At 35.8% G+C, this 10,379-nt stretch carries 7 protein-coding genes and 2 riboswitches; of the genes, 2 read left to right on the top strand and 5 right to left on the bottom strand.

All coding sequences use genetic code 11. The features are described 5' to 3' along the window. Positions 1–1,029: 1,029 nt before the first annotated feature. On the bottom strand, positions 1,030–2,079 hold the full coding sequence (locus tag ACIQ4I_RS19735; RefSeq protein WP_403099265.1) for a 2,3-butanediol dehydrogenase: 1,050 nt from the start codon (positions 2,077–2,079) through the stop codon (positions 1,030–1,032). 578 nt (positions 2,080–2,657) lie between these two features. Here ACIQ4I_RS19735 and ACIQ4I_RS19730 point away from each other — a divergent pair. Continuing rightward, positions 2,658–3,218, top strand: a complete 561-nt coding sequence (locus ACIQ4I_RS19730; RefSeq protein ID WP_403099263.1) for an SLOG family protein — start codon at positions 2,658–2,660, stop codon at positions 3,216–3,218. 141 nt (positions 3,219–3,359) lie between these two features. On the opposite strand, the gene ACIQ4I_RS19725 is transcribed toward ACIQ4I_RS19730, so the two are convergent. The 3 genes from ACIQ4I_RS19725 to ACIQ4I_RS19715 form a co-directional block, all read right to left on the bottom strand. Then, positions 3,360–4,706, bottom strand: a complete 1,347-nt coding sequence (locus ACIQ4I_RS19725) for a nucleobase:cation symporter-2 family protein (protein ID WP_403099260.1) — start codon at positions 4,704–4,706, stop codon at positions 3,360–3,362. Between the two features lie 15 nt (positions 4,707–4,721). Beyond that, positions 4,722–5,291, bottom strand: coding sequence for a xanthine phosphoribosyltransferase (locus tag ACIQ4I_RS19720; RefSeq protein ID WP_403099257.1), 570 nt, complete (start codon positions 5,289–5,291; stop codon positions 4,722–4,724). 222 nt (positions 5,292–5,513) lie between these two features. Then, positions 5,514–5,615, bottom strand: a riboswitch (purine riboswitch). A gap of 239 nt (positions 5,616–5,854) precedes the next feature. After that, positions 5,855–7,327 (bottom strand): amino acid permease, encoded by a 1,473-nt coding sequence (locus ACIQ4I_RS19715; RefSeq protein ID WP_403099256.1) that lies wholly within the window; start codon positions 7,325–7,327, stop codon positions 5,855–5,857. 143 nt (positions 7,328–7,470) lie between these two features. Next, positions 7,471–7,650, bottom strand: a riboswitch (Lysine riboswitch). Positions 7,651–7,859: 209 nt separating this feature from the next. Between ACIQ4I_RS19715 and ACIQ4I_RS19710 the strand changes: the two genes are divergently transcribed. Further along, the gene (locus ACIQ4I_RS19710) at positions 7,860–9,074 is read left to right on the top strand and encodes a CynX/NimT family MFS transporter (RefSeq protein ID WP_403099254.1); all 1,215 of its coding nucleotides are present in this window, start codon (positions 7,860–7,862) and stop codon (positions 9,072–9,074) included. Between the two features lie 72 nt (positions 9,075–9,146). Here ACIQ4I_RS19710 and ACIQ4I_RS19705 read toward each other — a convergent pair whose 3' ends face one another. Next, entirely contained in the window at positions 9,147–10,211 is a 1,065-nt protein-coding gene (locus tag ACIQ4I_RS19705; RefSeq protein ID WP_403099251.1) for a nitric oxide synthase oxygenase, read from the bottom strand. Between the last annotated feature and the right edge of the window lie 168 nt (positions 10,212–10,379).

Raw genomic sequence — 10,379 nt, 5'->3', positions numbered from 1 at the left:
ATTAGGCACGCCGCCAGCGTTCGTCCTGAGCCAGGATCAAACTCTCCATAAAAGTAAAGTTTGAAAGCTCATTAGCTTTGCTAGCGTATCATCTAAAAGATGATATCTATTGTTTGTCCTTGTCACTAACAAAAGTTAGTGATCAAAGTTTATTGATTAACGTCTTGCTTGTTCAGTTTTCAAGGTTCATATTATTACGTCGCTATCAAGCAACTTTTATATAATATCAAATCTTTTATTTTTTGTCAACAACTTTTTTCTTAAAAGATTTAATTTATTATCACCATTTCACAGGCGACTTACAAATTATATCAGTTCATTTCTGCGTTGTCAACAAATATTTAATTCATTTATAAGATTCATATCATTTTTGTCGTTTTGTTTTAGCGACTTGATTATATTATCATGTATATTTATATCCGTCAACAGTTTTTATCTGATTTTAAAAAAGAATAATATGAATTCAATCCTAGTCTATTTATTAAAATGGATCACTTCTATTATACTAACTTTCTATATTCAATTTTTCTCCATGATGCGCAGTTGTTTTTTTCAACATATCAATTGAAAAATCCTCTGTCTACTTCTGGCATGGCAGTCAATGCATTATCAATAATCGTTGAGAGTAATTCCTTTATCTCTAATGACAATGTAAATGCACGAATACCTTCACACTATTCCTTCTGTTGATTTTGTAACTCGATTAACCGGTTCTTTAATAAGTAATTTTGTGCATATGTAGCAAGCAACATCATTTGATTTTCTTCTATTATATGTTCTAACTTAAGGCAGACAATAAAATCAGCGATTTCTCTTCCCTCTAACTGCAACATACATACAATTTCTGTTCGATTTCTTTATAAAGCATCCGGATTCCCTTAGTGACGAATTGCCATTGCTTAGTTTTTAAAGATGTAAAGTAAAACCACCTACCCCTATAAAAGTAGAAAAACTGCAGATACACCTTAAACAAGGATGTATCTGCAGTTTTTTTCTATCTATTTAAAAATATAGTCAATTTATAAAAGCTTATTTTTCCCCGCTTAATTCAACAAGGATTTTAGCTTGTGATTTATCGTTTGTTAATGCTTCGAAGCCTTTTTCTACGATATCGTCTAGTACGATTTGAGATGTTACAATACCCTGCGGTTTCAATTGGCCCGTACCCATTAAGTCTACAGTTTGTTGGAAAGAAGTTGGTGTATATGCAATTGTAGAAGTAATTTTAACACCCGTGTTTGTTAACTGTAATGGATTCCACTCGATTGGACGTGCAAAGATTGATACGATAACCATTGTACCACGTGCACGAGTTGAATCGATTGCTTGTTTAAATGTTGAAGCAACACCCGCAACTTCGAATGTTACGTCTACACCACCAGGTACGATATCACGAACGGTTGCAGGGCCATCTACTTTACCAGAGTTAATGATATGAGTAGCACCAAGTTCTTTGGCTTTTTCTAAACGAGTTTCAGAAAGATCAAGAACGATGATTTTGCTTGCTCCAGCTGATTTTGCTGCAATTGTTGTAAGTAAACCGATTGGACCGGCACCATAGATTGCTACTGTATCACCAAATTTCAAGTTACCTTCTTTAACAGCTTGTACTGCTACAGCAGTTGGTTCTACTAGAGCACCATCTTGAAGTGTTAAAGTTTCAGGTAAACGATATAAGTTAGATTCTGGAACATTCGTAAATGTTGTAAAACCACCATCTCCATGTAAACCGATGAAGCTAAAGCCATCATAACAATCTATATCCTCGGGTTTATTACCATGTGTTAGCGTTGGGTTCACAACTACACGATCTCCTACTTTATAATTTTTTACGTCTTTACCGACTGTTTCAATTACGCCAGCAAATTCATGACCCATGATAATTGGAGCAATTCCCCCTGTTAATTCGTCAACTTTTTCTACTGGTACAAATACAGGTCCTTCTTGATATTCGTGTAAGTCACTACCACAGATACCTGCCCATGCAACACGAACTGTTACTTCATTATCTTTTAAAGGTTTTAACTCTTTTTCTTCTACACGAATGTCCTTTTTACCATGCCATACTGCTGCTTTCATTGTTAAACCCTCCTAGAAAATTATAATTTCTAACTTTATAAAAATTTTAATAACCGTGAGGTAGATGAGCCTCTTTTATGAGCCGGTTTCCGGAAACGTTTCATAAACTGTACTATATTTTTCCTTATATTGATTAGTACTGTTAAATTATAGTTTATTTTTCCATAAAATACACTCTAATAATCTTTTAATTCACAAATTATACATTTAATTTTAAGATGCCGTACTTCTAAAATACTCATTTAACATTTCTCTTCATCGGCATAAACATTCCATTGTAAACAGAAAAGAGCTATTGTAAAATTAAAAAGCAGAAATTGTTACTTGTATGAGAATACCTATTTTTCTCAATGTAACCGGACTATTTAACATGTAATTTCATCAACGACAAATACTACTTCTATATTTACATCAGTCAACCGGTTTCTTGGGAAATCGGTTTTTATATTAAGAATGAAACGCCCTTTTCCTCTCACAGTGTGAGGGGAAGAGTATTTGACCTCAAGAGATTAACCTGTAGCTGGATAATCGTAGTAGTGGAGCACACCCAATCTTAAAGTTAATAAGGAGACCTCGTTATGCTAAACCGACTTGTAATTACAGGTTACAAAGCACATGAACTAGGCATTTTCAACGATAGCCATCCTGGTTTACCAATTATCAAAAAATCAATACAGGATCGACTAATACCACTGATTGAAGATGGACTTGAGTGGGTCATTTTAAGTGGACAACTAGGTGTTGAAACATGGGCTGCTGAAGTTGTTATGGACTTACAATTGGAGTATCCAGAATTAAAATATGCCATTATGACACCATTTTTAGATCAAGAAAAGAATTGGAATGAAGCAAAGCAAGAAAAATATGAAATGATTTTAGCACAGGCCGACTTTGTGACGAGCCTTACAAAGCGACCATATGAAGGCCCTTGGCAATTTATCGAGAAAAATAAATTCTTTCTCAAAAATTCCGATGGTATTTTAATTATTTATGATGAAGAGAATGAAGGATCTCCGAAATATATAAAAAAACTTGCCGAGCAATATGCCGACAAGTATAACTATGAAATCCTTCTAGTTAATGCCTATGATTTACAAGTAGTTGCTGAAGAAGAACAAATGAGAAACTGGGAACAATAAACAAGTTGCTACCCAAAATGGGTAAGTCTTCTTCATAGTGTAAAAACCTCATCCAAGAGTTTCATTCATTACTACTTCATTTTCTTAAACTATAAAAAATAGCCTCGTCCTTTTCGGATGAGGCTATTACTTGTTTAATTATTAAGCATGTTTTTCAGTGAATTTTGGATTTGCTTCTTTCACTTCTTCTTGTACTTGTACATGATCAATTTCTACTTTTTCATCACGTCTCCATGGAATCATGTTGAAGACGATATTTAACACGATTGCTGTAACACTACCAGCAACAATACCGTTACTAGTTAAAATACGAACAGTTTCTGGTAGCATTTTGAAGATATCAGGAACAACTGTTACACCAAGACCCATACCAATTGCACAAGCAATGATCATGGCATTACCTTCTGATTCACCAATAGTAGTACTTAACATTTTAATCCCTTGAGAGATAACCATACCAAACATGGCGATCATCGCACCACCAAGTACCGCTTTCGGAATGATTGTTGTAAGGGCTGCAATTTTTGGCAAGAAGCCAAGGCAGACTAAGAAAATACCTGTTACAAAAATAACGGCACGATTCTTTACTCCTGTTAACTGCATTAAACCAACATTTTGGGAAAATGCAGTGTAAGGAAACGAATTGAAAATACCACCAATAATAGAAGCTAAACCCTCTGATCGATAACCACGCGCAAGTGCTTTATCGTCAATTGGTGTATTTGTCATATCACTTAAAGCAAAATATGAACCAGTTGATTCAACAAGTGATACAAGTGCAACCAATGTCATTGTAACGATAGGTACAACATGGAATTCTGGAGTTGAAAAATAGAATGGTGTTACAATTTGGCCCCATGCAGCATCTTTAACAGGTGTGAAATCTACCATACCCATGAAAGTTGCAGCGACAGTGCCAAGCACTAAACCTATTAAAATAGCAATTGAACGAACGAAACCTTTAGTAAAACGATACAACAAAATGATGGCAATTAATGTACCAAAAGCAAGCGAAATGTTAGAAGCAGAACCAAAATTCGGTGACCCTTGACCACCACCAGCATTATTAAAAGCTACTGGAATTAATGTAATCCCGATAATTGTAACAACACAACCTGTAACGATTGGCGGGAAGAATTTTACCAGTTTACCGAATACTCCTGAAATAAGAACAACAATTATACCTGATGCGATGACTGCACCATATATTGCTCCTAAGCCGAATTCCGTACCTATTCCAATAATTGGTGTTACAGCTGTAAATGTACATCCAAGAACTAATGGTAATCCGATACCAAATACCTTACCACGAGCAACTTGTAATAATGTAGCAATCCCGCACATCATAATATCAATGGATACTAAATACGTTAACTGAGTTGAATCAAATTTTAGAGCCCCACCAATAATTAAAGGCACCAAAATTGCTCCTGCATACATTGCTAGTAAATGCTGAATTCCAAGTGTTGCAAGTTTTACCTTGTTCATTTGATCCGTTGCCTCCTAAGCAAATTGTACTTTTCCGTTTTCTAATGAAGAAACAATAGCTAATGAATCAACGCGATAACCTTGTTCGCGTAATAATTGGCCACCAGGTTGGAAACCTTTTTCGATCACAATACCGATACCACTTGTAGTAGCATCTGCCTGTTTTACAATATCCAGTAAACCTTTGGCAGCTTCTCCGTTTGCTAAGAAGTCATCGATGATTAAAACAACATCATCATTATTTAAATAATCTTTTGAGACAGAAATAGTACTTGTTACTTTCTTCGTGAATGAGTAAACATCTGCAGAATAAAAGTTATCTGTTAATGTTACCGATTTACGTTTACGAGCAAAGACAACAGGGATTCCTAAAATAAGACCCGCCATTACTGCTGGCGCGATACCTGAAGATTCAATCGTAAGGATTTTTGTTAAACCTGCATCTTTATATAGATCAGCAAACTCTTGTCCGATTTCTTGCATGAGTTTTGGATCGATTTGATGATTTAAGAATGAATCTACTTTTAAAACGTCTCCTGATAAAACTTTACCTTCACTTACGATTTTGTCCTGAAGTGCTTTCAACTTTAGGATCTCCCTTCTTGTTTCGTTTTCTTGAAATTCCTTTAATAATGTAGATTCTATATCAACTTTTGGAGTAAGACATTGAAATGCCTAACAAATTGATAGAACCAAAATAAAAAAGCCCAAAGAACTTGTACATCCAATCATCTACGAGTGGAGCAAAGTCCTTCGAGCTATAGAGTCGAAAGGAATAGTAAAGAGAATACTACTTAAGTATACTTATTACTATTCATTGCTGCTCATAGTCAGTTCATTTACGGTGACCTGGTAGAGACTCGCGAGCCATATTCTCGCTATTATATGAGTGAATGATATTTTGTTTTAGATTTGAGAATGTCCCAATTATAGCACGCTATAGACAAATTTCAACAAAATATTAAAATATAAAACTATTCAGAAATGTTCAAAACCCGAATATTTACAAATATATAAGCAAAAATATAGGCATTACGCGAACATTAATGATGTTTGCAATCATAAATATACGCTGATTCACCTTTTAATCCTTTAAAAAAGGCTAATCTATTTCAGGTATCTTCCCCTGAGATAGATTAGCCTTTTAATTAACCGTGATTTGGTCGATCAGATGTAAAATCTGCATCCTCTAAACGAACAATTTTAGTTTTATGCTTCCATTTGTAACCGAACCACAGGATAAAGAAGATTGGTAAACCAATATAGGATACTAATATGCCATACCAATCGATATGATTTCCCGTAAAAGCTGTATAGTTTTGTCCTAATACAACAATCGCACATAGTACAAATGCAAAGATTGGTCCAAATGGGAAGAATCTTGAGCGATAAGGTAGTTCAGATAAGTCATGGCCCTGTGCAACATACGCTTTGCGGAAACGATAATGACTTGCTGCAATCCCTAACCACGCAATAAATCCGCACATACCTGAAGCATTTAACAACCAAATATATACAGTACCTGTACCAAATAATGATGCTAAGAATGATAAACAAGCTACTAGAACTGTTGCAACAAGTGCAGCCACTGGTACACCACGTTTGTTTAATTTTTTAAAGATTTTAGGTGCTTTACCTTCCATCGCTAATTGCCATAGTGTACGAGATGATGCATATAAACCAGAGTTACCAGCGGATAATATAGCTGTTAATATAACAGCGTTCATAATAGATGCTGCAAAAGCAATTCCTGCATTTTCAAATACTAAAGTAAATGGACTTACTGTTACATCATCACTATTAGCAAGACGTGGATCTGTATAAGGGATTAACAAACTAATAGCTAAAATCGCCAGAATATAGAATAACAAGATTCGCCAGAAAATTTGACGAACTGCTTTTGGAATTGTTTTACCAGGATTTTTTGTTTCCCCGGCAGTAATACCCAGTAATTCTGTTCCCTGGAATGAGAATCCAGCAGCTAAGAAAATTCCAAATGTTGCAAAGAAACCACCGTGGAAAGGTGCATCACCTTTAAAGAAATTTGTAAATCCAACTGGTGCTTTGCCTCCAAGAATTCCAAAAATCATTAAGAAGCTGACAATCAAGAAGATGATAACTGTAGCTACTTTAATGAAAGCAAACCAATATTCACTTTCTCCAAAACTATTAACAGATAAGTAATTTAACACAAAAATAATCACTAGAAACGCTGCGCTCCAAATAAATGAAGGCGTGTCTGGGAACCAATATTTCATCACAATGGATACAGCTGAAATTTCTGCCGCAATTGTAATCGCCCAGTTGTACCAATAGTTCCAACCTAGTGCAAATCCTAATGCTGGATCGATAAATTTTGAAGCATACGTATTAAACGAACCAGAGACTGGCATGAATGCAGCCATTTCTCCAAGGCTTGTCATCAAGAAGAATACCATAATCCCTATCAATCCGTAGGCTAGTAATGCTCCACCAGGTCCAGCAGCAGCAATCGAATTACCACTTGCTAATAGCAAACCTGTACCGATGGTTCCACCAAGTGAAATCATCGTAATATGACGACTTTTTAAACCTCTATTTAAGCTCGGCTGTTCACCAGAGCTTGTATTTTTTGTATTCATAGTTCTTCTCCTCTTTCCCATTTTCATTGCAAGAAAGGTCGGGTTGAAGTCAATTCAGCTTCGGACACAAGCCCGTAGCTATAAAAATAAAAATACCATCACAAGGATGCTTGAGATGGTATCTAAAATTCCCCATCAACCTTGATAAAGATAGCTCAACACGTCGTTTCAGACGTGACAGTTCTGTACCTTTCGATAACAGCCCCAGCATTGTTAATAAAAAGCTTACCAACACTTCGGCAATATTCCCTTTTTAATCGAGTCGTTAATGCTTTTTCATCTCGTCGATCATACTCATGAATACCGCGACCTCTACCTCACCTATTGGATGAGGCATGCAATATATAATTTCAATACGTTCCTCATTATAATACAAGGTATCCTCGATAACAAGACATAAAGCACATGGTATTTTAATACAATAGAAGTTTTGTAAATGTCCTAACCTCTTATTTTATGTCGAAATATTGAAATTTACTATCTATTAATGATACGGTTGCTAAAGAATCTTATTTACAAAGGAGGAAAGAGATTGGCTTCACAACAATCCACTAGAGAAAATAAAAAATTATCTTGGAATCGAAATACTTGGATACTCGTGCTTGGCATTATCTTCATTGCCGCTACATTACGTTCACCACTTACTTCAGTAGGTCCAATTATTTCTTATATAAAAGAAGACTTGGATATTTCGAATGTACTAGCTGGGTTTATAACAACCATCCCTTTACTAGCATTTGCAATCGTGTCACCATTTGCACCAAAACTCGCCAGAATATTCGGATTCGAAAAAACACTACTAGTTGCAATGGTCATATTAACAGCCGGTATTTCCATCCGTTCACTTGGAAATACTTTCTTCCTATTATTAGGAACTACATTAATCGGGATTGCTATAGCATTTGGTAATGTTTTGCTACCAGCTCTTATTAAGTTAAAATTCCCTTTACAAGTAGGCTTACTCACATCTATCTTCACTGTTGCGATGAATGTCTCAGCAAGCGTTGCAGCTGGGGTTAGTTATCCAATAGCTGGTACATCCTTCGGTTGGAAAGGTGCACTTGGCTGCTGGATTATTCTTTCCATTATCGCAATTATTGTATGGTTACCACAATTACGCCAGAAAGTAGCGATACAAGAAAATCAGAATGACGCGAAACTAAGCAAACCCATTTGGAAATATCCCTTAACTTGGGCAATTACACTAGCAATGGGATTGCAATCTCTAATATTCTATACAACAGCTGCTTGGATTCCAGCAATGTTAGAATCACAAGGAATGAGTGCAAATCAGGCAGGATGGATGTTCTCTATTATGCAATTTTCACAATTGCCTATGACTTTTCTTATTCCTATTTTAGCAGGGCGCAGATCTGATCAACGCTCACTTGTAGTAATGTTCGGTGCATTCTATGTGGTTGGCTTTACAGGAATATTAATGAATTGGACCTCACTGACTATGCTATGGATGATTCTACTTGGACTCGCAGGTGGGGCATCATTTGGACTTGCCATGATGTATTTCTCTTTACGTTCTCGCAATGCATTAGAGGCAGCAGAACTTTCTGGCACAGCACAATCTATTGGATACCTACTTGCAGCAGCAGGACCTGTTCTTTACGGATATATACATGATTTATGGGATAGCTGGCATGCAGCAAACATACTTTACGCAATCACAGTTGTCGGTTTAATAATCTCCGCATGGATTTCAGCAAAAGACCGCTTTGTAACGCCAGAAAAGTAAAAAAATCTTGAGCGACAACGTAATGTCGCTCAAGATTTTTTGTTCCTTACTGTTTATCATTAAACAAATATATTAATAAGGTGCTTTTTGATATGAATAAATGGGTGATTTTTTCGTATTATCGTAGGGCTTACGGAAAATATGCGTTGTGGCTGGTGATAACGGTGGTATTAGCCATGTCCAGTTTCCTGTTACATCACGATTTGCACTCTCTTCATTTGCCTCAAAACGTTTAAACTGTTGCGCCGCTGTATGATGATCGACAATACTCACACCATCTTCTTTAAAAGAATAAAGTACAGCTGTATTTAGTTCCACTAATGCACGATCTTGCCATAAACTTGAACTTGAAGACATATTTAAGCCCATTTTCTCCGCAACAACCGGCAATTGATTATAACGGTATTCATCTGCTAAATTACGGGCACCGATTTCCGTCCCCATATACCAGCCATTAAATGGTGCTGCTGCATATGCAATCCCCCCTACTTCAAGCTTCATACTTGAAATCATCGGTACTGCATACCATTTCAAATGTAACTCAGCAAACCAATCAAATTCAGGATGTAGCAAAGTTACTTCTTTTACATATTCTTGCGGGATATTAAACAATCGAGGTTGACGATCCTCAATTTGAATAACTAGTGGTAATACATCAAACTGACTACCTTCTCCTTGCCAACCTAATTCAATACACTTTTTCGTAAAAGTAAGAGAATCAGAATCCCCAATTACGGAACCATCTTCTTGTTCATAACCAGCATAACGAATTAACTGGTGATTCCAAATCCGTACTTTTTCCGGTTCGAAGATGGAAATGGTAGGTCGTATTTTCCCATTATTCGTAGCAAACTCGATATGTTCTAAAAGCTTTTCATAAATCGTTTCTTCATCTGTTATAGCGCGTTGATCTTTTACTTGTAGCGATTGCCAAAACAAACGTCCGATACACTTATTACTATTTCGCCACGCCACTTTTGCCCCGTAAGCAAGTTCATCTGAAGTATGTGTATAATGTCCATACTCCATAATATCCCTTTCAACTTCTTCCAGTCGTTTTTCTAACTGATCTATTGGCAAATTATTTTCCGTATAATACAACTTTATAAAATCAAAAGCCTCATTTAGCATCGGCATAATATTACTAAAAACCTCCTATTAAAAACCAAGTACTTCTATCATAAATGAATTATTCTTAATAAAAAATATGTAGATAAAATACTAATTTATATCTTAATTTTTATTAGGTAATATTCTATTCATGAGCTATAGGCTCTCAACATTGAATAATTTTATACATAAAAA

Origin of the sequence: Rummeliibacillus sp. NPDC094406, assembly GCF_044763875.1 — a bacterium.
GTDB lineage: Bacteria > Bacillota > Bacilli > Bacillales_A > Planococcaceae > Rummeliibacillus.
This window is presented reverse-complemented; position numbering and strand designations above follow the sequence as displayed.